This window comes from Arthrobacter sp. S41 (assembly GCF_004320535.1).
GTDB lineage: Bacteria > Actinomycetota > Actinomycetes > Actinomycetales > Micrococcaceae > Glutamicibacter.
Genome location: NZ_SIHY01000001.1, coordinates 2,012,538 through 2,039,421, shown reverse-complemented (window position 1 = coordinate 2,039,421; position 26,884 = coordinate 2,012,538). Strand labels below are relative to the sequence as shown.

General features: G+C 55.2%; 23 protein-coding genes, 1 pseudogene and 1 riboswitch. Of the genes and pseudogenes, 15 read left to right on the top strand and 9 right to left on the bottom strand.

The window, feature by feature from the left end; translation table 11 throughout:
- Window positions 1–2: 2 nt before the first annotated feature.
- From EYR88_RS09390 to EYR88_RS09375, 5 genes and pseudogenes are all read left to right on the top strand, one after another.
- Entirely contained in the window at window positions 3–761 is a 759-nt protein-coding gene (locus tag EYR88_RS09390) for an energy-coupling factor transporter transmembrane component T (RefSeq protein ID WP_131089374.1), read from the top strand.
- Entirely contained in the window at window positions 761–2,146 is a 1,386-nt protein-coding gene (locus EYR88_RS09385) for an ATP-binding cassette domain-containing protein (protein ID WP_131089373.1), read from the top strand. The genes EYR88_RS09390 and EYR88_RS09385 overlap by 1 nt, the downstream gene beginning before the upstream one ends.
- Window positions 2,147–2,316: 170 nt before the next feature.
- Window positions 2,317–3,390, top strand: coding sequence for an alkene reductase (locus EYR88_RS09380; RefSeq protein WP_131089372.1), 1,074 nt, complete (start codon window positions 2,317–2,319; stop codon window positions 3,388–3,390).
- A gap of 539 nt (window positions 3,391–3,929) precedes the next feature.
- Window positions 3,930–4,095: pseudogene (locus tag EYR88_RS16020) on the top strand (ISL3 family transposase); the annotation flags it as partial.
- 184 nt (window positions 4,096–4,279) lie between these two features.
- Window positions 4,280–4,483, top strand: a complete 204-nt coding sequence (locus EYR88_RS09375; RefSeq protein WP_131089371.1) for a cold-shock protein — start codon at window positions 4,280–4,282, stop codon at window positions 4,481–4,483.
- Between the two features lie 181 nt (window positions 4,484–4,664).
- Here EYR88_RS09375 and EYR88_RS09370 read toward each other — a convergent pair whose 3' ends face one another.
- The 7 genes from EYR88_RS09370 to EYR88_RS09340 all read right to left on the bottom strand — a co-directional run bounded on the left by EYR88_RS09370 (window position 4,665) and on the right by EYR88_RS09340 (window position 13,787).
- The gene (locus tag EYR88_RS09370) at window positions 4,665–5,801 is read right to left on the bottom strand and encodes a ferrochelatase (RefSeq protein WP_131089370.1); all 1,137 of its coding nucleotides are present in this window, start codon (window positions 5,799–5,801) and stop codon (window positions 4,665–4,667) included.
- Window positions 5,802–5,986: 185 nt separating this feature from the next.
- Window positions 5,987–7,134, bottom strand: a protein-coding gene (locus tag EYR88_RS09365; RefSeq protein WP_131089369.1) for an IS3 family transposase whose coding sequence is annotated in 2 segments (ribosomal slippage) — window positions 5,987–6,861 and window positions 6,861–7,134 — 1,149 coding nt in all. Because the reading frame shifts where the segments join, the coding sequence is not laid out codon by codon here.
- 287 nt (window positions 7,135–7,421) lie between these two features.
- Window positions 7,422–8,954 carry an ABC transporter ATP-binding protein gene (locus tag EYR88_RS09360; protein ID WP_131089368.1) on the bottom strand — a complete coding sequence of 511 codons (1,533 nt, stop codon included), beginning with the start codon at window positions 8,952–8,954 and terminating at the stop codon, window positions 7,422–7,424.
- On the bottom strand, window positions 8,947–9,798 hold the full coding sequence (locus tag EYR88_RS09355) for an ABC transporter permease (RefSeq protein WP_242632503.1): 852 nt from the start codon (window positions 9,796–9,798) through the stop codon (window positions 8,947–8,949). The genes EYR88_RS09360 and EYR88_RS09355 overlap by 8 nt, the downstream gene beginning before the upstream one ends.
- Window positions 9,791–10,744, bottom strand: coding sequence for an ABC transporter permease (locus EYR88_RS09350; RefSeq protein WP_131089366.1), 954 nt, complete (start codon window positions 10,742–10,744; stop codon window positions 9,791–9,793). The genes EYR88_RS09355 and EYR88_RS09350 overlap by 8 nt, the downstream gene beginning before the upstream one ends.
- Window position 10,745: 1 nt before the next feature.
- The gene (locus tag EYR88_RS09345) at window positions 10,746–12,287 is read right to left on the bottom strand and encodes an ABC transporter substrate-binding protein (RefSeq protein ID WP_131089365.1); all 1,542 of its coding nucleotides are present in this window, start codon (window positions 12,285–12,287) and stop codon (window positions 10,746–10,748) included.
- 216 nt (window positions 12,288–12,503) lie between these two features.
- Entirely contained in the window at window positions 12,504–13,787 is a 1,284-nt protein-coding gene (locus tag EYR88_RS09340) for an MFS transporter (protein WP_131089364.1), read from the bottom strand.
- A 103-nt stretch (window positions 13,788–13,890) separates the two neighbouring features.
- Window positions 13,891–14,007, top strand: a riboswitch (SAM riboswitch).
- 57 nt (window positions 14,008–14,064) lie between these two features.
- Between EYR88_RS09340 and EYR88_RS09335 the strand changes: the two genes are divergently transcribed.
- The 7 genes from EYR88_RS09335 to EYR88_RS09305 all read left to right on the top strand — a co-directional run bounded on the left by EYR88_RS09335 (window position 14,065) and on the right by EYR88_RS09305 (window position 20,907).
- Window positions 14,065–14,739, top strand: coding sequence for a hypothetical protein (locus tag EYR88_RS09335; protein ID WP_131089363.1), 675 nt, complete (start codon window positions 14,065–14,067; stop codon window positions 14,737–14,739).
- Window positions 14,740–14,997: 258 nt separating this feature from the next.
- Entirely contained in the window at window positions 14,998–16,029 is a 1,032-nt protein-coding gene (locus tag EYR88_RS09330) for an alcohol dehydrogenase catalytic domain-containing protein (protein ID WP_131089362.1), read from the top strand.
- A gap of 18 nt (window positions 16,030–16,047) precedes the next feature.
- Window positions 16,048–16,923 (top strand): aldo/keto reductase, encoded by an 876-nt coding sequence (locus EYR88_RS09325; protein ID WP_131089361.1) that lies wholly within the window; start codon window positions 16,048–16,050, stop codon window positions 16,921–16,923.
- Between the two features lie 51 nt (window positions 16,924–16,974).
- Window positions 16,975–17,757, top strand: a complete 783-nt coding sequence (locus EYR88_RS09320; RefSeq protein WP_131089360.1) for an SDR family oxidoreductase — start codon at window positions 16,975–16,977, stop codon at window positions 17,755–17,757.
- Between the two features lie 45 nt (window positions 17,758–17,802).
- Window positions 17,803–18,693, top strand: a complete 891-nt coding sequence (locus EYR88_RS09315) for a helix-turn-helix transcriptional regulator (protein ID WP_131089359.1) — start codon at window positions 17,803–17,805, stop codon at window positions 18,691–18,693.
- A 94-nt stretch (window positions 18,694–18,787) separates the two neighbouring features.
- The gene (locus EYR88_RS09310; RefSeq protein ID WP_207306483.1) at window positions 18,788–20,236 is read left to right on the top strand and encodes an MFS transporter; all 1,449 of its coding nucleotides are present in this window, start codon (window positions 18,788–18,790) and stop codon (window positions 20,234–20,236) included.
- An 8-nt stretch (window positions 20,237–20,244) separates the two neighbouring features.
- Window positions 20,245–20,907 carry a flavodoxin gene (locus tag EYR88_RS09305; RefSeq protein ID WP_131089847.1) on the top strand — a complete coding sequence of 221 codons (663 nt, stop codon included), beginning with the start codon at window positions 20,245–20,247 and terminating at the stop codon, window positions 20,905–20,907.
- A gap of 102 nt (window positions 20,908–21,009) precedes the next feature.
- Here EYR88_RS09305 and EYR88_RS09300 read toward each other — a convergent pair whose 3' ends face one another.
- Window positions 21,010–22,239: an MFS transporter gene (locus EYR88_RS09300; protein WP_131089358.1), complete on the bottom strand. Its 1,230-nt coding sequence runs from the start codon at window positions 22,237–22,239 to the stop codon at window positions 21,010–21,012.
- 189 nt (window positions 22,240–22,428) lie between these two features.
- Here EYR88_RS09300 and EYR88_RS09295 point away from each other — a divergent pair, with 189 nt between their 5' ends.
- Window positions 22,429–23,328, top strand: coding sequence for a helix-turn-helix transcriptional regulator (locus tag EYR88_RS09295; RefSeq protein ID WP_131089357.1), 900 nt, complete (start codon window positions 22,429–22,431; stop codon window positions 23,326–23,328).
- Between the two features lie 244 nt (window positions 23,329–23,572).
- A complete protein-coding gene (locus tag EYR88_RS09290; RefSeq protein WP_131089356.1) occupies window positions 23,573–24,949 on the top strand; it encodes an NAD-dependent succinate-semialdehyde dehydrogenase in 1,377 nt (458 codons plus the stop codon).
- Window positions 24,950–25,034: 85 nt separating this feature from the next.
- Here the strand turns inward: EYR88_RS09290 and bcp are convergent, their stop codons facing one another.
- Window positions 25,035–25,511, bottom strand: coding sequence for a thioredoxin-dependent thiol peroxidase (gene bcp / locus EYR88_RS09285; protein ID WP_131089355.1), 477 nt, complete (start codon window positions 25,509–25,511; stop codon window positions 25,035–25,037).
- A 245-nt stretch (window positions 25,512–25,756) separates the two neighbouring features.
- Between bcp and EYR88_RS09280 the strand changes: the two genes are divergently transcribed.
- Entirely contained in the window at window positions 25,757–26,857 is a 1,101-nt protein-coding gene (locus tag EYR88_RS09280; protein WP_131089354.1) for a hypothetical protein, read from the top strand.
- The last annotated feature ends 27 nt before the right edge of the window (window positions 26,858–26,884 follow it).

Sequence of the window (26,884 nt, the reverse complement as noted above, 5' to 3'; positions counted from 1 at the left end):
CCATGCCCCGCTCAAATAAGCTTCATCCGTTTACCATTCTGGCTATTGCCGTGGCAGTCGTAACTATGACTACCGCAGCAAGCCAATGGTGGTTGAGTTGCGCCGTCATTGGACTGTGCTTTCTCATCACGGGATGGGCGGGGCACACCAAAAAACTGGCATTGCTCAGCGGTGCCATGTTGCTACCAACGTTCCTTTCTCTGTTGTTGATTCATGGATTAATCCCCCGAGTCCCGTCGCCTGCTGTTGCACAGTGGGGACCACTGCGGGTTACTGTTCATGGACTTGAAGTGGCGTTGTCTTTAGGGCTGCGTACCGCAGTACTCGTGGTGGTGGGTCTGCTGTGCGGGCTACTCATTGATAAGCATCAGCTGGTGGCAGCGATTGATCTATCACCCGTGCCACCTCAGGTGGGCTATCTGCTGGCGGCGACATTGTTCTTGCTGCCGCAGATGACTGAGAAACAACGGCAGATTGGTGAAGCCCAGACTCTTCGCAATGCGGGCATTGGTACGGGCCTGACAGGATGGTTTCAGCGGGTGCGGTTACGGGCTGTGCCGTTGGTGCTGACTTCTATGCAAGACGCTCAAGACCGAGCCGTCCACTTATCCGCCCGGGGATTCCCAGCCACTGGAGTTCGCACCCGCTTGCGCGAAGTTCCAGATACTTCGGTCCAACGCGGAATCCGCTGGGCTGCTGTGATCTGCGCGGTGCTTGGTCCAGTCATGATCTTGGCTCCCACCTGGTTTGGGATTAACTAATGATGGACCGTAATCTCTCCGCACAGTCGACCACCGTCCTCGGTCTGGACCTGCACAGCTACACATATTTGCACGCACAGAGCTCCGTCCTGAGCGATATTCGTCTAGAAATTCAGCCAGGTTCTTTGACTGTTATTTCCGGTCATTCAGGTTCCGGGAAATCAACGTTGGGCGCCGTCTTGGCTGGCCTGCTTCCGCGTTATGACATGGATCAGCTTGTCGGCAGTGTCAGTGTGAACGGCACGAAGGTTGAGTTTTCTGATTCGTTGCAGCCTCGCGTTGATATCGCGCAATGGTCAAAGCATGTAGGTCTACTGCCTCAGGAAGCAGGGCACTACCTATCCGGGATTCGCGGGACAGTTTCTGAGGAACTGGTCTTCTGCCTAGAAAATCAAGGGATGCCCCGTGAGCAGATGCATCAACTGGTCACTGCACTTGCCCAGCGGCTTGGTTTGGAGCATCTACTAGACCGTCACCCGCAACAGCTCTCTGGCGGACAAGAACGACTTGTTGCGATGGCCGCATTGGCCATCAGTGAACCAGAAGTCCTAGTTCTTGATGAGCCTCTGGCTGGCTTAGATAAGCAGGCTACTGCGTTGGTTTCGCAGATGATCAATCTTTTGCGCGCTCAAGGAACTGCCTTGGTGGTCCTTGCCGATTCAGTACACTTCTGGTCTCATGAAGCAGACGCTCTTTGGTCCTTAGAACAGGGGACTCTCCAACGACTTTCAACTGTGGATCAACAACACCAGGCGAAAACCTCGAAGGTTGAGCGTCAGCCGGCGTCGGACGATTCTCGCGTGCTGCTGAACATGGCTTCAGTGCAATTGGCATACCCTGGAGCTGCTCGCCCTGCAGTCCAAGATCTTGATCTCCAGGTGCGTGCGGGGCAATGCCTGGGTCTGGCCGGAGCCAATGGTTCAGGCAAAACAACCGTGCTCAAAGCTATGGCCGGATTGCTGAAACCCACAACAGGAACGCTGGACACCGTTGGACAAACTGGGCTATTGCTGCAGAATTCTTCTGATCAACTCTTTGAACGCACAGTTCTTCGAGAGGTGTCCTTTGGAATTCCAAAGAAGAGTCCTCTGCGCAAACGCGTCCCGGAGGTTCTTGCCCAACTGGGTCTAGAACACTTTGGTGATACACATCCGTACGAGCTGCCAGCTTCTGCCCGCAGGCTTGTTGCTCTGGCCACCGTGTTGGTCCGCGAACCGCAGATCCTGCTTCTAGATGAACCAACGGAAGCCTTGGATGAAGCTGGCGAGACAATCCTTCAGGAAGTCATTAACTCGGTGCTGGAACGTGGGGGAGCCGTGGTCCTGTCTTCTCATGATGAGCAGTTCATGCAAAGAACTGCCGACCGCGTCCACGTGATGAACTAGCGGAACTCTAGCGTTGTTGTGCCTTCCCATGAGGTTGGCACTCTTAGGGGCTTCGCTGTCAACCAAACGTGAGTCAACTCAATTTTTAACCACAAGTGGAATACCTCAGCGGTTGCCTTGGTTGCACCAAGCAACTGCAATTTTCCAATTCCACTTAAGGAGTTCCACGCATGGATCTGTTTTCCCCGCTAACCCTTGGCGACCTCAAGCTCTCTAACCGTTTGGTCATGGCACCACTGACCCGCTCGCGTTCCGGTGTAGACGGCGTGCCAAACGATGACGTTGTTGAGTACTACCGTCAGCGCGCAACCCTCGGCCTGATTGTCAGCGAAGGCACCTACCCAAGCTTTGTTGGCCAGGGGTTTGTGCGCCAGCCAGGTCTGGTTACCGAAGAACAGATTGCCGGCTGGAAGAAGGTCACCGATGCAGTGCACGCCGAAGGCGGACTCATTGTCGCTCAGGTCATGCACGCAGGACGTGTAACCCACCCAGAGACCACCGGCGTTGACCACGTTGTTGGCCCAAGCGCCATCGCAATTGAGGGACAGACCCGCACCTACACCGGCAAATATGACTACCCAGTGCCAGTGGCACCAACTACCGATGAGCTACCAGCCATCATCGAGGAATTTGTCACCGGCTCACGCAACGCAATCGCTGCCGGCTTTGATGGCGTAGAACTTCACGGAGCCAACGGTTACCTACTGCACGAGTTCTTGGCCCCATCGGCTAACACTCGTACGGACAACTACGGCGGATCACCTGAAAACCGTGCCCGCTTTGTCATCGAGGTAGTTACCGCTGTTGCTGAAGCAATTGGCGCTGGCAAGACCGCCCTGCGTATTTCGCCAGAGCACAACGTGCAGGGCGCCGTGGAAAATGACCGCGAGGACGTGTTGGCGACTTACACCGCACTGTTGGAAGGTATTGCTCCGCTGAACCTAGCGAACTTGAGCATCCTGCACCACGATCCAGCCGGCGAGCTAGTTCAATCGCTGCGTAAGTCCTTCGGTGGTCCAGTCCTGCTGAACACCGGCTTCGCAGAGATCACCACCTATGAAGAAGCGGCACGCGTTGCTGGTGAAGGTTGGGGAGACGCTGTAGTTGTTGGACGTCCAGCAATTGCCAACCCGGACTTGGTCCGTCGTTGGAAGGAACAGCTACCTTTGAACGAACCAGACTTTGCGACCTTCTACACCGAAGGTCCAAAGGGTTACATCGACTACCCATTCTGGGAGAACTAACCTGCAAAACGTCTAACAGTGATTAGACAAAGCCACCCTTGAACTACTCCTCAAAAGGTGGACTGCCACATGAACAGTCAGTCCAACTTTTGGGGAGTTTTTCATTTGCTTAAAAAGCAATTGATCGCCGTCGATGATTTCAGCATTGGAGCAGATGTGTGGATTTGAAGGCCTCCAGAAATGCTTTTGGTACTTCAGCAGAGGGAACCTGAAAGCCGGTTAGGCGTCATGAGAGCCAGTCATGGGTCCCTCCAAAGTGATAGTAAGGATCGGTGTTGCTATCACTTTCAGTTTGGTGGTTCATGGCCTAGAAGGATCCTGGCAGGAAAGGGGCCCGCCTCGGTCAGGATAGAGTGACGCAGGATTTCATCCGGGCATTATGCACAGTTGATCCAAGGCGCTTTAGAGGCTCTTCGCAATCTAAGGTGTAAGAACCTCAACAGATCCCGGGCATCAGGTAGCGTGTCACGGCATGGACAAGGCCGGGAGCTTCACGAGAATGAAAGTTCCTACACAACCACCGTCGAAAGCTCCCGGCCATGCTCAATGCTACCTACTGCACCCCGGAGTTGACGGCATTCTGCGGCCTTCAAGACCTCGGACTGACCGCCACCGGCCAGCACATCACCGAAACCCGCGCAGTGATCGAGTGCCGAGTCGTTGATGATGGCAAGTTCTGCCACCGGTGCGGGGCCCAAGGGTACTACCGCTAACACATGCATCTGCATTGATATTTCTTTACGTCCGGACTCAAAATCGATGTCCAGAACGTAGAGGCTAATCTGGCTTGATGAAGAATCATTCGATGCATCACAGACTTACTTCGTGCCGCTTAGGCGGCACATGCTCAAACCATCGTTTACTCGCTGGTTAAGATTTAGGAATACACATGGCTACTGGCACTGTAAAATGGTTCAACTCCGAAAAGGGCTTCGGCTTCATCGCTCCTTCAGACGGATCCGCAGACGTTTTCGCACACTACAGTGCGATCCAGAGTTTCGGCTTCAAGAACCTTGAAGAAGGCCAAACCGTTGAATACAAGCTTGAAGCTGGCCCTAAGGGTCCTCAGGCTACCGAGATTCAGGTGCGCTAAGCACGCCTAGTAATTCTATGAAGAGTGGCGGGATGGGCTGTGAGCCCATTCCGCCATCTTTATTTGGTTGATTCTTTCAGGCTCTTCCTTCCATGAAGCTACGTGCCACGCCATCAAGATTTAGGGCGTGTAGTGTCTTCAAATCTCACAAATCTCGAATTCGCAGGTACCCTTCGGGTTGCTAAGATCTGTGGCTTGCCGGTAAGGAATCCCAGCTAGGTGTTGTCGGCTTCTGATCCCTTCCCATGCAGCAAGTCGTAGAACAGGAACCACTCCCTGGGCTCAACGGACCTTCGGGAGTGACCGACGGAGAATCGACCGTTTCCCCGCGATATTGAGCCGCCCGCTCCAAGGTAGCATCGACAAGCCCCGACACAAATATCGGGTCAACCCCAACAGTCGCGGCCCGCACATAATCAAGTCCAAGATCTTTGGCAGTCTGTGCTGCCTCGGTATCAAGATCGTATTTTACTTCCATATGATCGGATACGAATCCCAACGGAACAACGACCACACCTTCCACCCCTGAGCTAGCGAGCTCCTCAAGTCGATCATTGATATCAGGCTCCAACCACGGAGTTCGCGGCGAACCAGAACGAGAACAAAAAACAAGCTCAGCATTCAACGGTTGCTTTTCTCCCAGTTCTTGATTGATCCATTCGATCAGCTGCAGATGCTGCTCCCGATACCCAACAGTCTGACGCTCCGAGGCTTCTTGCATTGCTAGAGGGATCGAATGGGTGACATAGAGCAAGCTGTGCTTCTGCGGATCCAAGACCCCGACTTTCTGGATCAAGTCTGTGAGCCCGCGATGCACGCAATCCAATTCCGCATAAGCAAAGCCCGGATGGTTATAGTATTGGCGGATCTTCTCGAAAGATACCTCGATACCTTCTTGAGCTAGCACATTTTGGGTGTGGGCGAAATCTTCGCGATACTGGCGGCACGAGGAGTAGCAAGAATATGCGGAAGTGTCGATAGCAAGGAATCGCGACCCTCGCGTCCTTTTGGCGAAGTCGCGCACGGTGTCTGTGAGATAAGGATCCCAGTTGCGGTTGCCCCACAATACTGGCGTCGTGATTCCACGTTGTTCGAACTCTTGACGTAGGGCTTCTAGTAGCTGGCGGTTCTGGTCGTTGATGGGGGACTTTCCGCCGAACCCGTAATAGTGTTCACCTACTTCGACTAGTCGCTCATCGGGGATGCCTCGTCCCGCAGTGACATTCTGGAGAAACGGAAGAACATCTTTATCTTTCTCCGGTCCGCCGAAGGACATGAGGATGACTGCGTCGAAGGGTGCTAGGTTGTTGATTTCCATGCCTGAATTTTACGTACTGTAGAAAAGACTGTGCCATTCGTTCAGGATATCTCCAGCTTTGCTCAGCTCGTCGCTTCATTCTTGAAGATGGTCTGAGAGAATAACTAAAGTCGTACCATATCTAGTACCACTAGGAGGCGGTATGGCAATTACCACTGGTTGGGTCCCTTTGAGCAGCCCAGCAACTATGCGATAGCTAACTGATTCTCTCTGACCCATTCATCCCAAAAACGGGACGGCGTCGACCCATCCAAGGAGCCATGGGGACGTTCCTGATTGTAAATGTCCTTCCATTCATCAGCCAAATATCTCGCCTCCGCCATGGTGTCCATGATTTCTCCGGAGAGTTGTTCACGTCGGAACTGCGCATTAAACGACTCAATAAAACCGTTCTGCCAAGGCGAACCCGGATCAATGAACGCAGTAGAAACTCCAACAGTGTTGCACCAGTTCACCAACGCACCGGCAGTGAATTCAGGCCCGTCATCACACCGCACGAATGTTGGTTGGGTCCCTGTCTCGGCGATGATCCCTTCCAAAACTGCCACCACGTCCTCAGCCTTGAAAGACCGCCGCGGAATAATCGCCAATGCTGTTCTCGTGTACTCATCAATGACATTGAAAAAGCGGAAGTGACGTCCGCAGGAGGTGACATCCGACTGAAAGTCGAAACTGAGCACATGCATTGGATACGTTGCGATCAGTCGCTTCTGCTCCCCGGCATCTGGGCCGGTATGGCGCTTCTTTCGACGCTTGGGCTTACAGACCAAGCCTTCCTCGCGCCACAACCGTCGGACACGCTTGCTGTTCAAGGCTGTGCCTGCCCGTCGTTCAGTGCTCAATAGATGCCAGCGGGCCTTGCGCCAGCCCCAGACCGGATAGTCGGACGCGACGGCGCGCAAATCGGCCCTCAGCTGCGCTTCGTCAAAGCTCATCGGTGATTTCTTCTTACGCAGCGCAGAACGGTTCTGGCCCAGAACTTGGCATGCGAAGCGTTCGGATGCCCCGAATTTTTCCATCGCCGTCCGTACGGCACGGCGGCGTGGTTCAGGGTTTAGAATTTTCCCTTAGCTACCTCGGTCAAGATGTCGTTGGCGAGCATCTGATCGGCGAGCAGCTTCTTCAGGCGGGCGTTTTCCTTTTCCAGCTCTTTGGTACGTTTGCTGGCTTCAGCGTTTTTCTCGGACCCGTACTGGTTGATCCAGCGGTACCAGGTCGCTTCGGTGATCTGAAGTTCCTTGATGACCTCGATCATCGGGTGGCCTTCATTGAGCATCTTTTGTCCTTGGCGGACTTTAGCGATGACCTGGTCTGGTGTGTGTCTGCGTGCCATTGTTTCTGTGATTCCTCCTGTGTCCATTGTCGGACACGAGTACTCACATAGTCACTGGACTACTTTCCCGGGACCCAACCAGTGCATTGGGTGGAAGCTGAAGAGCTTCGCAGGGAGCTCGAAGACATGATTGGTGACGAATACCGGATAATTCTCACTCGCTCATACCGATGAATCCTCCAATTGCCGGACCGTGAAGCACTGGCACATGGAATCAGCTTTGAGGATAGCCAATCTGTGGCATTCCAACTCGTGTTTCCATTGCCACTCTCTTTGTGAAGGCTGCTTCACGCCCGCATTGCCGCGGTGATATTTAGCGCGGCCACTAGGTCCTTGCTGTGCGGATGTTCCGCATTGGTCAAGAATTCGTTGAGTGGGCGCTGCTCCACTAGCTCACCCTCATAGAACACGGCCACATCATCACTGACATAACGGATCACGTCCATGTCATGGGAAATGACTACAAGGCTCAGACCCATGCGCTCGCGTAGATCCAGCAACAGATCAAGGATGTGGCGCTGCGCCACCGAGTCCAACGCCGAGGTTGATTCATCACAGATCAATACCTGTGGATCGGTCAGAAGCGCCCGGGCAATAGCTAACCTTTGTAGCTGTCCACCTGAGCATTGGCCCGGATACCGGTCCAATAATTCATCGGGTAATCCAACCTGAACCATCGCTTGTGCCATGCGCTCCCGGGCCTGATCTGCAGGTAGCCGGTGCACTGCGGCGCTCATGCTGGTACGGATAGAAAGCCGCGGATCAAATGAAGAGAACGGCTCCTGCGCAATAATCTGTACTCGCGTTGCCGTAGCACCCTCGTGCTTATCGATGATCTGTCCGGTAGTTGGCTGCTCCAGTCCAGCAAGGAGTCTGGCAAAGGTGCTCTTGCCAGAGCCGGAACGTCCCACAACGCCCAATACCTGCCCGCCATGGAGGCAAAGGGTAGTGGGCTTCAACGCTGCTTCACCCTTGGCTCGGCGCCAATAATTCTTGCTCGCATCCACTGCTTCGAGCAGGCAGCCGGAATCCTCGGACCGTGGTTCACGAACTGCAGGCAGGCTGGCCTCAACTAATTCACGGGTTTTTGCGTGACGGTCTTTGGAGAAGATCTGTGCGGTGGGGCACTGGTCAACAATCTGACCGTCACTGACCACCACTACGCGGTCAGCAATATGCTGGACGCTGGCGATGTCGTGGGTAATAAAAAGAACACCAACGCCACGTTCTTGCTGCTTGCGGCGCAGTAGCTGCAAGACTTCAGCCTTGAGAATTGAATCCAGAGAAGACGTCGGCTCATCAGCCAGAATGAATTCTGGATCCGCGGCCAAAGCAAGGGCCAACATGGCACGTTGAGCCATCCCGCCAGAAAGTTGATCCGGGCGCTGGCCAGCAATCTGCGCGGCAGGGGACAGTCCAACTTCTTCTAACAGAGCTAGGACCTCAGCCGCATGCTTTCGGGCCTTGCCCCAACCATGGGCACCCATGGCCTCAAGCAAGTGCGCGCGGATGGTCATCCGAGGATTCATGACGCGCTTAGGCTGTTGGAACAGCATGCTGATACGGTGCCCACGCACCTGGTTCATGGCTTTATCGCTGAGCTGATCTAGCCGCTGGCCATCGAGCAGGATCTGACCCTCGGCCTGCAACTGTTCTGGGAGAAGTCCCATGATCGCTTTGGTGAGCAGCGTCTTGCCTGAACCGGAGCGCCCCACCACGGCCACCAGTTCTCCGGAGCGCAGTGCGCCACGAGCCTTGGACAGCAACATTTTCTGTCCCGAGCTGACCGATAGATCAATGAATTCAAGTTCTTCAGCCATGGGCTTCCGCCTTGGTTTTGATGTACAGAACGTCGTTTCCGCCCAGCACGTGGGTGATGCGGTTGCCCAGCAAGGTGACGCAGAAGCTGACTAAGAAAATGGCAGCTCCAGGGACAAGTAAGCCCCAGGGGGAGCGGATGGCATGTGGTTGGGCTTCGGCCAGCATGGATCCCCAGTCGGACTGCGGTGGTTGTACGCCAATGCCCAGGTAGGACAGCGAACCGAGCAAAACAAGGAGCAAACCAAAACGTAATGCGGCCTGGGCTAGCACCGGTCCAGCAACGAAGGGCAAGACGTGGTGGCGCAGGATGAACCAGCGTGAAGCGCCCACATGTTTGGAGGCTTCCACATGGTGCGTGGACAAGGCTTGGGCAGCAATGGAACGCACCAACCTTGCGGTGGGGGTCCACGCCACCACGCCAACGGAGAGCACCATGGTGAAGAAGCCAGGACCCATGACCGCAATAATCAACAGGGCAATGACGATTTCGGGCAGCGCGAGCAGCAGGTCATTGATGCGCAGGAAGATCTCGTCCAGCCATCCGCCACGCAGTGCGCTGAGCAATCCCAGCACCGTGCCGACCAACAGTGAAAACAGCGTGGTGATCAGTGCTACGGACAGGGAGAACTGTCCGCCATGCAGCACCCGGCTCAAGGTATCGCGTCCCAGGGCGTCGGTGCCCAAGAGGTGCGCTGCACTTGGGCCCTGCAACCTATCTGCCAGCGACTGAACGTCAGGGTCATAGGGAGAAATCAAGGGAGCTGTGATGGTCAAAAGAACTATCACTAACAAGATGAACGCTGGAACGGAAAGAAGAATCTTTGAAGCAGTGCTCTTAGCCATGTCGAACTCCAATCCTCACGGTGGGATCACTGAGCTTGTGAATCAAATCAATAATTCCGGTGACCAGAACGGCGCAGGTCACCACGACCACTACGCCACCTTGGGCCACGGGAATATCGGAATCAACAATTGAATCAAAGATCAATCGCCCCATTCCGGGGATGGCAAAGATGACTTCAACAATGACTGAGCCACCAAGCAGTCCAGCAAACCAGACACCCACCATGGTCCACATTGGCAATAATCCGTGGGGAACTACGTGGCGGGTCAATGCCTGAGTGCGGCTTAGACCGCGGGCGCGAGCTGCGAGTACATGTTCAGAATCCAAGGCTTGGAGCACGCCTGAGCGCACCGCAACAGTGAAGAAGCTGATGGGCCGCAACGCCAAAATGAATACTGGAAGCACCAGCGATGCAGGGGAGTCGTAGCCTGCTGAAGGAAGCAGTGACCAGCGCACCGCGAAGAGTAAGACCAGTAGTGGTGCCAGCGCGTATTCGGGAATGGCGATTAGTGCGTGGGTCACTGAAGTGATGAGTTTATCGGTCCACTTCCCGGCATGAGTAGCTGAAATGACACCCAAGAAAATAGAAACAAGTATCGCCACCAGCAGTGCGCTGCCGGCCAGCGATAGGGTGACGCCAATGGCCGGGAGGACTTGGTCAGCTACTGGGGTTCCACTGATATGAGAGAGCCCCATATCTCCGGTGAAGAACCGTCCAAGCCATCGCCCGAACTGCACCAGCATCGGGTCGTGAAGTCCAAACTGCTCTGCATAGGCCTGCACTGTAGCCTCATCTGCTTCGCCGAAGTCCATTCGCGCGCGCAACAAGGCACGCACCGGATCCCCTGGGGAAACGAAGGGGACAAGAAACACCGCAAAGGATGAAAGCAGAACGGCTGCGCCGAGTCCTACAACTCGGCGCAGCACGGCAGTTAGTGGGGACACGTTACTTGGTTTTCGCCAGATCCTTGGTCAGTACGTAGCGGGTCAGTGGATCCTGGACGTAGCCCTGAACCTTGGAGCCCACACCGTCGATGGCCTGCTCATTGACCAGCCACACGTTGGCGGCATCCTTAGCCAAGATATCTCCGGCCTTGCGGTAGATGTCGTGGCGCTTAGTTTCGTCCTTCTCACCCATTGCCTGGCTGATCAGTTTGTCGTAGTCCTTGTTGCAGTAGTGGCTCAGGTTGTAGCCACCTTCGCAGGTGTAGTCCGCCTGCAGGAAACCGATCGGGTCAGCAATATCAATCATGCGGTTGCGCTGGCTGAGGATCATGTCGTACTTGCCGGCCAAAACATCTGGCTCTACAGCACCGTAGGACTTGGTCACCACATTGGCCTTCAAACCAATCTGCTTGAACTGCTCCTGGATGATGGCACCTACACCAGCAAATTCAGCACGTTCGGTGATCGCAATGATCTCCAGAGGCTTCTCTTGCTTGTAGCCGGAGGCTTCTACCAATTTCTTGGCTTCGTCGATGTTCACTGCAGGTACTGCCAGATCTGGGTTGGCCCATGGCTCACTCGGAGCAAAGGGTCCGGTGGCAGGCTGTGCTGCACCTTCATAGATGCTGGCGGCCATAGCTGGCAGATCCAGAGCCATGGTGGCTGCCTTGCGCAGCTCCACTTTGTTGAATGGTGCGCGCGAGTTGTTTAGGTACAGGGTCGAGGTGCGAGGAGAGTCGGCCTTGAGCACGCTGATCTTCTCGTCTGCTTCCAAGGTAGCCAAGCTGGTGGCCGGGATGGACATGGAGATGTCCGCTTCACCGGTCTGTACCTGGGTGGAGCGGGTGGCGCCGTCGGTGATGTAGCGGATTTCGCCGCCGGCCAGTTTCACCTCACCATCCCAGTAATTCTTGTTGCGGTCCAAGGTCAAGGACTGTCCGGCCTTCTCTGAAACCGGAGCGAAAGGCCCGGTGCAGTGATTCATCGGATCAATGCCCTTGTCGGTGTACGCAGCACCCGAGAGCACGCCGGCATTCACGCTGGCCATGCGATACGGCAAGAGCGGATCAGCTGCCGGGGTAGTGACGCGTACGGTATCAGCGTCGAGGGCTTCTACCTTCTTGATGGTCTTAGGGTTCACTGCACGTGCTGGTGCGGTGGCATCAAGAACATGGTTCAGTGAATTAGCAACAGCCTTGGCGTTGAAGTCGGTGCCGTCCTGGAACTTTACGTTCTTGCGCAGGTCGAATTCCCATGCGATATCCGAGGTCTGCTTCCAAGAAGTGGCGAGCATTGGCTCTACCTTCTTCTCGGTCTGGTCATACTTGGTCAGGGTTTCCAAGCAACCGGCGATTGAGAGCACATAAGCGTCATCGCTTTCCAAAGCCCAGTTGGAAATTGGGGCACGGAAGTTCGCTACAACTACGCGGGCTTCGGCATCCGCTGCTGCATCCGGAGCGGGGGTGGCGGTGGAACTGCAGGCAGTTAGTGCGAGGGCTACCGCTGCAAAACTTGCAGCTACGCTCAATCGTCCAAGGTTCATGGAAATCCTTCGGCAATACGTGATGAATTGGCATCCAATGTCTTAGAGCCTTGGTAAGCGTACCCTAATTCCTTGATTTCTCATGAAGCAATAAAAGGCCATGAAAACCCCTTTAGAACTTCGGGATTCTGGACTGCGATAGAACGCTAGCTGAGTAGTAGAAAGTTGGTGTCAACCGTGGAAGTTCTGAGGACATTTTGCGTTATGTGTCGCAGTTCACGCACTGCGTGTGCGTAGCATGCGGTCACGAACCAACCGAGAACCAAGCCACGAAGCCAGCAACAGCGGAATGATCATGACTAGCCAAGGGATAAAGGACAACTCGGCTGCTCCTGCGGTGTGTGAGAGTAACCAGCCAAAGAGCATGTTGCCTAGAAGTACTGCTAGGCCGCCGCAGGTGGAGAGTAATCCGAAGTAGGAGCCGGTAGCGTTGAGCCCGGCAAATTTTGGAACAAGACTGAGCGCGGTGGGATGAACACTCATATGACCCAGGGTCATCAGGGTGACTGCGCAAAGAATTCGCACCAAGCTGGTTTCCTCACCAAAGGCTGATGAAGGGATGAAGGCCAAAACACTAAACCCCAAGGCGCTGAGAATATAGCCCATGCGCAACGTTGCAGCTGGGCCGATTCTTGCAGCAAGCCACGATAAGGGAATCTGCAGGCTCAGGGTCAAAATGGAGATCCACGCAAAGATCAGCCCCAACCACTGGGTAGGCATGTCTTGGCGTTCAAGTTCCAAAGGAATAGCTAGATACAGCTGGTTGTAGGCCAATAGGTCCGCGGCATGCAGCGAACAGAAGGCCAAGAACTGGCGGTCGCGCAGACATTCTCGGAAGCTACTGTGAGGCTTCGATGCTTTAGTTCCTGCACCGGTAGCAGCCGACAGTGCGCTCGCCGTGTCAGTCTTGCCAAGAGTGAGCGCCAAGAAGATTCCGATGGCCACAAAGAATACTGCGCCAAAACCTGCCACGGTGGAAAATCCCCAGCCCCACAGGGCCGAACCCATCAAAGGTCCGGTGACGGCGCCAATTTCACCCGTGATGCTCAGCCACGCAAAGAGCGTAGCCCGCCGCACGTGCTGGACTTGTCCTTGATCCCGCGCGCTTTGGGCAGCCGCCACCAAGATGTTTAGTCCCGGGGAGAATAGTGCCCCACCAAATCCGGTGAGCAGTGTGCCAAAAATGAACATTCCCAAGTGTGGAGTACTAGGCCATAGGGATGCGGCCAAAGTGAGGAAACCTGCGGCACGTACCGCGCAGCCGATCAGAATCATGGTGCGGGCGCCGAAGCGATCCGCCAGAGTGCCACCAGCTAAGAACAGTCCTTGCTGGGCAAAAGTTCTGATTCCTAAGATCAGACCCACCGCGGTAGATGCCAACAGGAAATCACTGCTGAGGACTACCGCAAGGAAGGGGACTACAGCGTAGAAGCCGATATTAAACAGCGTCTGGGTTCCCAGGAGCACGGGAATTTCTAAGCGTTGCGAGCGAGTTTTCATGGTCCTCTGGGACGCGGTGATGATGACCAGTCTGATCTTAGCTAAAGGATGGTCAATCACTTGTGTTCAAACTGTCGGTGCATTGTCCTATGGTTGAAAACAGGTTCAAGAGTTACGACGTAAAGTACCTGGCTAGTCGTACGGCAACCCCTCTCCGGCTCACGGGGTGCCTCAGGGGAAGAACCGTTCCGAGGCAAAAACCATCGGTTCAGTTAGCGGTTTGCCTCGTCCAGTATTCGGTACGGGGCGGCACCGCTCTCACGCTAGGAGAATTTCCATGACTGAGAATTCCTCAGAAAACCTGTCCCACGACGACTTCAAAAAATGGTCGGCCGAGCTCAACAGCGAATCGACCACAATACAAAACCTTTGCCGAGACCTAGGGAATCTTGCGATCTTTGGCAGTGGCGGCCCTGGACTGCATCCGAACACGGACTTTGACGCGCCGGAAGATGAGTTTGGCCTTCCACAGTTGCCCCACCATGCATCGCGCACGGAGCAAGAACTAGTCGATCTGCGCTGGGACTCGGTCCTTCTGGACTATCCGTACACGCCACCGAGACTGCGTGGAATGAAGTTGCCATGGACCTTCATCTTGCCCCATCGTGCTCAGAAGCTTAGACAAGGTCAAAGCTATCGAGACTCGGAAATCAACCAATACGTCAAAGAGTGGGAGGCCTTCGGCTTCAGCCCCGAAGCTTATGCGCTGCTTTGCTCTTCGGTTCGCGGTGCAGTCGAATATCTGCGTATTGCCTACAAATCAGAGGCACAACAAGCAGCCATTTCGCGTCGGCTGGACGAGCTAAACATCGATCTTGAGAGCCGAAATCTAGCGCGTTGGAACCTGAACCCAGAACAGTGGTCACGGCTGCCAAACCTACTGACGCGAGTGCGTCCATCGGTGGCTGTGAAGTGGATTATCTACATGGATGATCGCGACAACCAGGGATAGTCGAAGCACAAGACTCACGGCTGCGTCTTAGCTAGTTGTGGCCTAGCTAGAAGTCTCATGTCTAGAGGCATCGTTACCACCCGGTGTCTCTAGACACGGATACCATTTGCGCCTGTTTGCCCGTGTACTCGAATTTCCTAGCCTGCTCGGTTGGGCCCTGCTGAAACAGGCTCTGTCAGTACCTGCTTCAATAGACCCTGCCAGAAAATAGTCGATAGGTATTTACTTGGATGTATTCCCACCACTAAGGAGTGCATCGTGAAAGCAACGCTCATCTATTGCGCCGGTGACGTACGTGTAGAAACCGTCCCAGACCCTGTTATTAATCTGCCTACCGACGCAATTGTGCGCATTACCGCAGGTTGCATTTGCGGCAGTGACCTGTGGCCATTTGGTTCTAAAGAAGCCTCCTTAGAGGGCTCGCGCATGGGACACGAATTTGTTGGTGTGATCCAAGCTCTCGGCTCCGAAGTCACTGACTTGGCCGTTGGTGACTTTGTTATCGCTCCGTTTGTCGCATCGTGCGGAACCTGCGACTTCTGCCTCGAAGGATTGCAGACCTCTTGCCGCCACGGTGCTCACTGGGGCGGAACCGCAGATGGTGGACAGGGCGAACTGGCTCGTGTCCCGCAAGCTTCAGGAACCCTGGTGCGTGTACCTGCCGGATTTGATGAATCCCTGATCCCATCATTGCTCGCCCTCTCTGACGTGATGTCCACCGGATACCACGCGGCATCAAAAGCCAATATCAAGCCGGGCCAAAGTGTCACCGTCATTGGTGATGGTTCGGTCGGACTGTGCGCGGTCATCTCCGCCAAACTTCTAGGTGCCGGACGCATCATCCTGATGGGACGCCACGAGGCACGCACTGCCCTCGGACAAGAATTCGGGGCCACCGACGTGGTGGCCGAACGTGGCAGCGAAGGCATCAAGAAGGTCAGAGAACTCACCGGTGGCGACGGTACCCATGTAGTCCTCGAAGCTGTGGGCCTAGCTCCAGCCTTGGACATGGCCATCGGGGTAGTGCGAGATGGCGGAGTCATCAGCCGCGTTGGAGCACCTCAGTTCCCCACGGTCCCATTGGGCTTCACCGAATTCATGCGCAACGTCACCCTCACCGGCGGTGTGGCCCCAGCCCGTGCCTACATTGACCGGCTGTTGCCGCTGGTCCTGAACGGAATCATCAACCCCGGCAAGGTATTTGACCAGAGCATCAGCTTGGATCAGGTCCCTGCCGGATACCAAGCCATGGCAGATCGCACCGCACTCAAAGTACTAGTTCGCCCTTAAATCAAGGAGAAAACTACCATGAATCTCACCCTTAATAACTCAGTTACCATGCCAGCGATTGGCCTCGGCGTCTTCCAGACGGCACCGGAAGAAACTACCGCCGCTGTAGTTGAAGCACTCAAGGCTGGTTACCGTCACATCGATACCGCTGCCGCCTACGGCAACGAACGTGAAGTTGGCGAGGGAATTCGTCAATCAGGAATTCCGCGCTCAGAAATCTTTGTTGAGACGAAAGTCTGGATCAGCGACTACGGGTACGAACAGACCGTGCACGCCTTTAAAAAAAGTGCTGGCAAGCTGGGGCTAGATACCATTGACTTGTTCATTTTGCATCAGGCATTGCCAAGCGACTTCGACAAGACCATCGCAGCCTACCGTGCCATGGAAACGCTTCTTGCCGACGGCAAGGTCCGTGCCATTGGCGTCAGCAACTTCATGCCAGAACACCTACAGGCATTGCGTGAACAGACCAGCATTGTCCCGGCGGTCAACCAAATTGAAGTGCACCCCTACTACTCGCAGGCCGCAGTGCGCGAGGCCAACGCGGAACAAGGAATCTTGACCCAGGCCTGGTCACCTATGGGTGGAATTACCTCCTACCGTGGCACTGGTGAACAGAGCACTTTTACCGACCCAGCCATCACCAGCATTGCCAAGGAGCTAGGTAAAACCACAGCACAGGTCATGCTGCGCTGGCAGCTACAGCTGGGCCACTCGGTCATCCCGAAATCAATTCGCCCAGAACGCATCAAAGAGAACTTTGACGTCTTCGATTTTGAACTGACTAACGAGCAGATGAATATCCTGGCCGGATTGGAAACTGGCGTGCGCGGTGGACCAGAGCCAGAAGAGATCACCCTTGAAACTTTTGGCCGCGAGATCCCAGAAGCTTAAGCATCCATCTTCCGAGACCAAGAACTTCTCAAGACAGACAAAGGATCACTGATGGGACAACTTTCTTCAAAGCCAACAACGGTACTCGTGGTTGGCGCCACCGGTAGCGTGGGACAGTACGCGGTGGCCGAGTCTATCGCTCAGGGCTACACCACCCGTGCACTGGTTCGTTCTGGATCATCAACCTCCCGCATCGCAAAGGGTGCCCAGATCGTGGTTGGTGACCTCACCAAAGCAGAAACGCTCACCGATGCGCTCGCCGACGTGGACGCCGTAGTTTTCACTCACGGCGCATCCTATGGTGACGCCGGCGCGTCCGAAGCGGTGGACTACGGAGCGGTGAAAAACGTCCTGCAGGCGCTGGATGGCCGAAAGGTCCGGATTGCCCTGATGAGCTCCATCGGGGTGACCGTCACCGGCGGTACCCACGACTGGAAACGACGCGGAGAACGATTGGTCCGCGCCAGCGGCAACTCCTACACCATCGTGCGTCCTGGCTGGTTTGACTACAACGCAGATGACCAGCTGGCCATCACCTTGCTGCAGGGAGATACCCGACGTGCGGGCAGTCCGGCAGATGGGGTCATTGCCCGTCACCAGATTGCCCGGGTGCTTATCGACAGCCTTTCGGCACCACAGTCTCAGCGGCTAACCGTTGAACTGGTGGCCGAGTACGGACCTGCACCGGAAGATCTCGGCCCAATTTTTGCTGCACTGGATCAAGACCTAGCTTCCAGTGTGGACGGAATTCGCGACCCGGAAAATATGCCCTTATCCAAGGAGTCAGCCTCCGTGCGCCAGGACTTAGAGAGAATTCAAGGCCATGTTGCTTAGCCCCAGGACTCGGTTCAATAAGAGGAAGGCGTAGCCTTGGACACTATGGATCCCCGTGAAGAAATTCGTGAGTTCTTAGTTTCACGTCGCGCAAAAATCACCCCACAGCAGGCGAAGCTTCCGGCCTACGGTGGTAACCGCAGGGTTGCCGGGTTGCGCCGAGAAGAAGTGGCAATGCTTGCCGGGGTGAGCGTGGACTATTACACCAAACTTGAACGCGGTAACTTTGGCAGCATCTCCGAAGGAGTGCTGCACGGTTTGGCTCAGGCCTTGCAACTGGACGAGGCCGAAAGTGAGCACCTATTCCATCTGGCGGCCAACAATGCCACGATCAAGCCGGGCCGTCACCGGGTGGCACCACAAAACGTCCGTCCCGCGGTACTGCGCGTGGTGGACAGCATGGTTGACGCTCCAGCATTCGTAAGGAATAACAGCCGAGATCTGTTGGCAGCCAATGCGATGGGCAAGGCACTGTATTCGGTGCTCTACAGCAGCAACGTGGCAGGTCCAACGTTTAATACCGTCAAGTACCTTTTCCTTGACCCCAGTGCACGTGAGTTTTTTGATCATTGGGAGCAAGCTGCCGCAGACATTGTGGCCAACTTGCGCACCGAGGTAGGCCGGGATCCACACGATAAAAAGCTTCAGGACCTCATCGGTGCGTTGAACGCGCAAAGTACTACATTTGCCAGCCTGTGGGCAGCGCACAACGTAAGATTCCACGACAGCGGAACCAAGACGCTCAACCACCCAGAGGTGGGAAAGATGGAACTTTCCTATGAGGTCTTAGAGCTTCCGGCTGACCCCGGTCAGGCGCTGATCGTGTACGGAGCCGAGCCAGGTTCAGCAACCGGCGAAAGGCTAAAGCTGCTGTCCATGCTCTCGGCCACTAGGTCACAGCAACAAGTTCATGGGCAAGCCGATAGTCGTTCCTGACGTGGTGGATTAGGAGATCCTGCTGAGGGGTACCGGCATTACCCTGTTAGGCAGGATCTTCCTGAATATCCGGATGCGCGGTGGACTTAAAGACATGCAAACCTCTACTCAGCTAAAAACTAGTCCAGATAAATCTCGGCCCACCCGCAATGCCATGGTGTTGGCAATCGTGCTCGTAAGTTACTTCATGATCGTCTTAGACAATTCGATTATCTTCACCGGTCTTCCGCAAATCCAAGCGAGCATGAACCTCTCGGCTAGTGGCCTAGCGTGGGTGCAAAACGCTTACACGCTGGTCTTTGGCGGTCTGCTGCTCTTGGGAGCGCGGGCCGGAGATCTACTTGGCCGTAAACATGTTTTTGTGGTCGGCCTTGCGCTCTTTGGCGTCGCGTCATTCTTGGTGGGAATGGCCCAGAATGAAACGTGGATGATTGCAGCCCGCGCGTTCCAGGGCATTGGTGCGGCTATTGTTGCTCCGGCGTCACTGTCACTGATCACCGCAGTGTTCCCAGCTGGCCCGGAACGTACACGGGCCATCGCAGCCTATGGAACCACCGCTGGTCTAGGTGCAAGCCTTGGATTGGTGGCCGGGGGAGCCCTAGCAAGTTGGGTTTCGTGGAGGGCAGGATTTTTCATCAATGTTCCTCTAGCGATTCTGATGATTATTGCGGCTATTAAATATCTTCCGCAGTTCTCAACTCAGCGGGGACGCTTTGACCTCACCGGCGCGGTGACCTCAACCCTTGGCATGGGTGCACTGGTCTTTGGCATCATCAACTCCTCGGAACGCGGTTTTGGCGACCTGTTGACACTCGGCCCGGTGATTGCTGGCCTGCTGATCCTGGCGCTCTTTGTCTTCAATGAGCACCGAGCCAAACAACCAATCATGCCGTTGCGGCTCTTTGCTCACCGACAGCGAGCAGGAGCAGCCATTGCCCGGTTGCTGTTCGCCGGCACCATGATTGGTTTTTTCTTCTTCACCACGCAGTTCTTCCAGGACGTCTTTGGTTGGACTCCGTTGCAGGCGGGCCTTGGTTTTCTTCCGATGACATTAGTTCAGTTTGTGTCATCACTGTTTGTTTCAAAACTGACCCGAAAGTTTAACAACGGGATCCTACTTGTCACCGGACTGGCGCTAGTGCTCACCGGCATGGTGTGGATGACTCAAGTTAATTCGGCAACATCACCCATCGCAGGGATTGTTGGTCCGCTCCTCGTGATCGGGCTGGGCCAAGGGTTCTCCTTCGGACCACTAACGTCAGCCGGATTAGTCGGCGTGCAGCCAGCAGATTCGGGTGCAGCCTCGGGGTTAGTCAACACCGCACATCAGTTGGGCAGCACCTTGGGCGTCGCAGTTCTGACCTCCTTCGCCGCCGGGGCAACAACCCAACAGGCGCGGGTGACTGACGCCTATCTAGGTGGAAGCATCATGGTCGCACTGGCCCTAGTTGCAGTGATTGTCCTAGTTCTTCCATCCGAGCTTAAGAAACAACAACGCGTAGAAACCGGATTAGCTTCAGACGTTTTGACAGGAGAAAAGTAGTGAGTGCAATGAGCCGTCGAACGGCCTTACGTACCACCGCGCTTATTTCCGGTGCCGCCGTTGCTTCACTAACCGGGTGCGCCCCGGAAGAGCAGAGCACGCGGTCCACACCGGTGGAACAACCAACTGCCAGCGCTTCGGTCAAAAGCTCCAAGACGTTGCTGGTTTACTTTTCCAGGGCTGGCGAGAATTACTTTAATGGTGGACGGCGAGTGCTGCAGGCGGGTAACACCAAGGTAGTCGCTGGCATGATCAGCGAACTGGTTGACTGCGACGTCTATGAAATCCAAGCTGCCGAACCCTACTCGGATTCTTATGATGAGACGGTGCAGCGTAATAGGCTGGAACAAAGTGACGACGCAAGGCCGGCCATAGCTGGCGCGTTGCCGGATATCAGCAAATACGACACGGTGATCCTAGGGTCTCCGGTCTGGAATGTTGCAGCCCCAATGATCATCTCTACATTCTTAGAGAAAGTAGATCTTGCAGGGAAAACAGTGCTTCCCTTTGTCACCTATGCGGTCAGTGGCCTTGCCGGCATTGACGAGGACTATCGTGCAAAGCTGCCCTCCAGCACAGTCTTGAACGGACTGGCGGTGCGTGGAGAAGAGGTTGAGCAGGCGTCAGCTGAGCTGACGAGCTGGCTACGTCAACATCAACTGATCAAGTAGTCGAAAGCCGCTGCCATCAAATCATGGTAGCGGCTTTAGTGCATCAAGCTGTTGAATCTTAGATCCCTAGCTTCGCGTTTAGGCGGGAAGTATTTTCCTCAGTTACTTCGCGAGGGCTTTTTTAGCTGTCAGTCCAAGACCCACGCAGGGGATGGCAACAGCGATGGTCAAGACCAGGCCAAGTGCAGGGACTCCTTGTTCTGCCAGCGTTGAAGCGATAGCAACTCCACCCAAGCCCGAACCGAGGGCGATGCCAATGTTGAAGAACGAGTTGCTCAGGGCAATAGGTAGTACTCCATCTGGTCCAGCTACGCGCATGGCCTCAGAAACCAAGATGGGGTTTGCTGCGAAGCCAAAGAGACCCATGAGGGTAAAGAAGACGATGGCCACGGTCAGGTTGTCGCCCCAAAGGAACAATACGGTCATGGTGATGATCAGACCTGCCACGGACAGACCGATGACGGTGTACGGATTGCGGTCACCGAAGCGTCCGCCAAAGGTGGTGCCGGTCAGTGCTCCAATACCGTAGGCAATCATGATCAGTGGCACGATCCCTTCAGCTGCCCCGGCACGTTCGGTGAGCTGCGGAGCGATATAGCTGTACACACCAAGGAAGGCTGCCTGAATCAGTGCCGTGGCAACGTAGACCGTCCACAACCGGCCCTTGCGCAGGCGAGCTAGTTCAGCACGAACGTTGGCGCTGGTTTTCTCCATAGGTGAGGAAGGAAGCACCTTCCAAAGCAGTGCTGCGCAACCGGCCGAAAGCACTGCCAGTGCCCAGAACGGGCCCTGCCAGCCAAGGAGCTGACCGGTGGCGGTGCCAAGTGGTACACCGATGACGGTGGCCAGGGTAACCCCGCCAACCATGATGCCCATGGCTTTGGCTCCAGCCTCTTCGCCGGCGGCATTTGCTGCTACTACGGCGCCAATGGCCCAGAACGTTCCGGTGGCGATGGCAGCTATGAAGCGCGAGACCAATAGGACGGTGAAGCTATCGGTGGATGCAGCGACTACGTGCGCGATAGCAAAAACCAGCAAGGCAATGATCAGGGTTGCTTTGCGTGGAAGACGCAGGGTGAGCACCGCCATGATGGGTGTTCCAATTACCATCCCCAAGGCGTAAATGGTGATCATCAGGCCGGCTTGGGCAATGCTCACATCTAGTGCGCCAGCAACTTCAGGTAATAGGCCAGCGACAATCATTTCGGTGGTGCCCATGACGAAGGTGACAACACCAAGCATCCACACAATCAGTGGCAGTCGTTGCCGGCCAGTGGCAGGGGTAGAAGCTAAACCTGTCGATTCTTTCGACTCGGTTTGATTGGTTGGCATGAAGATCCTTTCACAGATAATTTCTTCGGAACCGGCCAGAATGATTACTCATGGCTGTCCCTGAAGTGCCGTACTTTTGGTGGCCCATCATCTAGTAAAACGAGAATTTTGTTTTGGTAGCAGTGCTGTGTTTTCCCAGGGTCTGCCAGTACCTGCCAGCGTGATTTACCCGTGTGTATTCTTGAGGCCATGGACCAGCAAGCAGAGCTCAGAAGCTTTCTCACCACGCGTCGTGCACGCACCACACCCGAGGAAGCTGGAATGCAGCCGTTCCCGGGAACTCGACGCGTTGCCGGAATGAGGCGTGAAGAAGTGGCGTATCTTGCCGGGATCAGTGTGGATTACTACACCCGGCTGGAACGCGGACGAGTGACCGGGATTTCTGAAGAAATTCTCGAGGCCGTCTCGCGGGCGTTGAAACTCAACGAGGTGGAGCATGAGCACTTGTTTAGTCTGGTGCGGGCACTGCGTCCACGCTCAAGTTGGCCGCCACGCACCAAGCCAGCTGCGACTACGCAGCATGAGGATATTTTGCAACGAATCGTGGATGCCATTGATGTGCCGGCCTTTATCCAAAACCCGCGACTCGACGTTGTAGCCTCAAATCCAATTGGTTGGAAACTGTTCCCCTACGCGCAGCAGTATCTGGACCGAGGGGAGAAGCGCAGATTTAATCACATGCGCTTCCAACTCTTGGACCCCCGGGCGCAAGACTTCTACGTTGATTGGGAGGGGTCCATTCGTGGCGGGGTGGCCTTGCTTCGCCAAGCCGCTGGGCGAGATCGCGAGGATCAAGAATTATTCACCTTGATCGGAGAGCTTTCGGCAAAAAGCGAACTATTCCGCACCCTATGGGCCTCACACGACGTCCAAAAATATCATCGAGCAACTAAACGTCTCCGCCATCCGCTGGTAGGTCAACTGGTTTCTGACTCTCAGTCGCTGACGGTGGACGGCGGTTCTGGGTATAACTTGGTGATCTATACGGTTGAACCCGGATCGCCCACTCACGACGCACTGCAAATCTTGAACAACTGGAGTACGCAGGAGGAGACCTCACTGGCTCTAGATGAGCAGCAAGCAGAGTAGAAGTTGGGACAGCTGTGCTGAGCGCTGATGCGAGTCGCTGGTTTTTACAGAAGCGGGTCAGCGGCGGTTCTATCGGCTGGTCCTTGGCACGCTGTTCGCTGGCCATGAACATTTGCCGATAGTTGCACTGCGGGACTGTCGAAGACGTGCCGGACGTGAAAGTGTGGAATGCAAGTGGCATAGCTGAACCAAGCCAGTAGCTCTGCCGCCACCAACACACCTGCTACATGATCAGGAGCAACTAATGAGCACCTACGCAGTGACCAACCCAGCCACCGGAGAGGTGGAAGCAGAATTCCCCACCGCAACCGACGAACAGATCCAGCAGGCGATGACCACTGCTCATCAGGCTTACCGCGGCTGGTCGACTTCTTCCTTGGATGAGCGTGTAACGCTACTCAATCGTGTTGCAGACATCTATGAATCGCGTGCTGATGAACTGGCAGCGATCATCACCCGCGAAATGGGTAAACCGATCAAGCAGTCACTCGGTGAAATTAGCATTGTGGTGGCCATCTACCGCTACTATGCCAAGAACGGTCCCAAGTTCCTAGAAGACGAAGAGCTGGAAATCGCTTCGGGCGGTCGAGCCCTGGTGCGCAAGGAATCCGTGGGTGTGCTGCTGGGTATCATGCCGTGGAACTTCCCTTACTACCAGGTGGCCCGCTTTGCGGCTCCAAACCTGATGAACGGCAACACGGTTCTGCTCAAGCACGCACCGCAGTGCCCTGAATCGGCTGCCGCCATGGAAGAGATCTTCCGCGAGGCTGGTGCCCCAGAAGGTGCCTACGTGAATATCTATGCCACCAATGATCAGGTTGCTGACATCATTGCTGACCGCCGGGTCCAGGGTGTTTCGCTGACCGGTTCCGAGCGTGCAGGTTCGGCCGTGGCCGAGATTGCCGGACGCAACCTGAAGAAAGTTGTACTGGAGCTGGGCGGCTCTGATCCATTCTTAGTCTTTGACGATGCTGATATCGCTCGCACCGCCAAGCTAGGACTGCGCGCACGTTATGGCAATACCGGTCAGGCCTGCAACGCGGCCAAGCGATTCATCGTGGATTCCTCAGTGTATGAAGACTTCTCTTCTGCACTGGTTGAGCAGGTTGCCGGCATCAAGGTCGGAGACCCAACGGTGGAAGAAAACTTCGTGGGCCCACTTTCCTCGGTGGCAGCTCGCGACGGATTAGCTGAGCAGGTACAGGATGCCATCGATAAGGGAGCAACGGTACTGACCGGCGGCAAGCCAATTGATGGTCCGGGCGCTTTCTATGAACCAACGGTATTAGCTGGTGTCACCGAGAAAATGCGTGCCTTCTCCGAAGAGCTCTTTGGCCCAGTCGCCGTCCTGTACAAGGTTGACGGCGAGGAACAAGCCGTAGAACTGGCAAATAATTCGGACTACGGATTGGGAGCCTCCATACATACGCAGGACGCCGAGCGCGCACAACGTATTGCCACCCAGCTGAGCAGTGGCATGGTCGCCATCAATGAACCATCCTCCACCTCACCTGAACTGCCATTTGGTGGCGTGAAGCGTTCTGGCATCGGCCGTGAACTGGGCAAGTTTGGCATGGATGAATTTATCAACCGCAAGCTGGTGAAGATCGCCGGCCGCTAAACTCGGCGTCAATAAGCAATGGCCCGGTCTACAGGAAAATCTTCCTGCAGACCGGGCCATCGTTGCACTTATTTGCGGTTAGTCGTTAGATGCCCAAGGCTTCGCGCAGTCGGGCTACGTGGCCCTTGGCGTCCACACCGTATTCAATCTGCGAAATCTTGCCTTCCGGATCAACCACCGCGGTGGAGCGCAAGGTGCCAACCGATGTCTTTTCACCAAACGTCTTGGTGCCATAAGAACCGTAGGCCTTGGCCACTTCATTTCCTGGGTCTGAGAGCAACGGGAAATTCAATGATTCATCGCTGGAGAAACTAGCCAAGGCTTCTGGCTCGTCTGGTGAAATGCCCAGTACTGCATAGCCGGAGCTACGTAGAGAATTCAGGTTGTCACGGAAGTCGCAGGCTTCGGTGGTGCAGCCAGGGGTGGCTGCTTTCGGGTAGAAGTACACGATGACGTTCTGCCCCGCGTAGTCCGAAAGCGATACGGTCTCACCTTCGGCGTTACGCAGCGAAAAGGCTGGTGCTTGCTGTCCAACGGACAGTGCGGTGGATTGCTCTGACATGATCCCAACTTTCGGATTGTGATATTTGGTTCTCATCCTATGGCTTGTTGCTGTCCGAGGCTAGAGGGGAGTGCTTGAATAGTTTTTATGTTCAAGAGCAAGGCGATACCTTGGCATTGCACTGCGTAAACCTCCGCGCTACCTGCCAATCACGAGCAGTTGGCGACATTCTGTTGATAGAAGTGTTCCACTGAATCGGCAGGAATGGGCGATCAATTGATCACTCTAGGACGGATGGGAGCTCGATGACTGAGAACATGACATCGATACGCACAGTAGGGCTAATCGCGGACCCAGGCATTGCCCGGGCCCTATCAAACCGTGTCTCCAAGCGCTTAGAAATTAAGCTCAACAACGGTTATGACAGTGACTACCACTGGCAAGTTAATACTGATACCTATACCTTGCCGCTGGGTGAGAGCGGGCGAGTGGCTTTGAATGAAAAAGTCCCTGAACTACGTGAAAAGCACGGCTGGAATTTCATTATCTACCTCACCGACGTACCGCACTATGTGCAAGAACGCCCGGTGCGTTCAGTGATCAGTCCCAATGACTCCTCTGCGGTGCTCAGTGTGCCCACCATGGGTTTTGCACGGATCAGTGTCTTGGCAAATCAACTAGCAGAGCTAGTCCATGAACTCGCCACTGGTCAAGAACCCAACCGTCGTGGGTCACAGCTGGCCAAGGCGATGAGCATTCAAGGCAGTCTTGCTGACGGGGATGAGTCCCAGGATCGAGTCTCCAGTATCGAAGGACTACGTGGCAGGATCTTGCTCATTGGTGGCATGGTACGTAGCAACCGTCCTTGGCGGTTAGTGCCAAGGTTGTCTTCGGCAATGGCCGGTGCCGTAGCTACCGGTGCCTTTGGTGTGTTCTACACGAGCATCTGGTCCATGGCTGACTACTCGTCCTCGCCTCGACTAGCACTGATTACAGTCTTCAGCATTCTGGTGCTGACCATCTGGCTGGTACTGCATAACCGATTATGGGAGAGCCCTCAGGGTAGCCGCCGACGAGAAAAGCTCGTGGTCTACAACCTGGCTACGTTGCTCACTGTATCCATTGCTGCCTTCACCATGTACATACTGCTTTTCTTGGCGCTATTCCTTGGTTCGCTGATTGTCATTGATCAGGAATACCTCGCCTCGGAACTGACCCATCAAGTGGGGCTGGCCGAATACTTCAACCTAGCCTGGCTAGCTTCCTCATTGGGTTTGATGGGTGGTGCGGTCGGCTCCAGCTTTGATGACGTGGCACGAGTGCAGAGGGCTACCTTCAGTCAGCGCGAATATGAGCGCCGCAATATGGACTTCAGTGTAGATGGCACAAACAAGGACTCCGCCTAAGTGCGACGGAGTCCTCGAAAGGCACTA